Below are 480 nucleotides of genomic sequence, written 5' to 3'. Positions count from 1 at the left end.
TCGAACCAATTAATCCAGATCTCTAGCCCAACTAACTAACTCTTCATCTTCAAAATTATATGGATTTTTGTAAATATTAGAGTAATAGTATTCAGAATTCAATAAATTTCTAATTTTATTGAAAACATTATTGGTGGCATGAAATCCATTGCTGATGGGAGCGGTGAAGGCAAGTGAACCATTATGAAATCCATCTAAAGAACCCGAAAGCTCTCGCTTGACTATAGATTCAGCTGCTTTTATATTTTTCTTTGATAGGCTGTTCGTTGTAAATTTGAATGCAGAAATTTCCACCATGTTTTATTAATTCAAAATCTCCGCTCGGATGGAGTTTTATTGTATCTCCTTTCGCAAGGCCTAGAGCTAGCCCTGGCGATGCACATAATTTGAATTTTTGATCGCTTAGGTATTCTGCAGGAAGCTCTTCTAAAACAGTTCCTTGTGAATTTGTGTCAGCAATAACCTTAATCAATGTTATTT

1 protein-coding gene is annotated in these 480 nt (G+C 34.8%); it reads right to left on the bottom strand.

Features of this window, described 5'->3' with window-relative positions; all coding sequences use genetic code 11:
• Window positions 1–229: 229 nt before the first annotated feature.
• On the bottom strand, window positions 230–480 hold a 251-nt coding region (locus BK120_RS36255; protein WP_256711119.1), incomplete at its 5' end, for a DUF4265 domain-containing protein.

Origin of the sequence: Paenibacillus sp. FSL A5-0031, assembly GCF_001956295.1 — a bacterium.
Lineage (GTDB): Bacteria > Bacillota > Bacilli > Paenibacillales > Paenibacillaceae > Pristimantibacillus.
The sequence above is the reverse complement of the archived record's forward strand: the minus strand, read 5'-3'. Positions and strand labels throughout refer to the sequence as shown.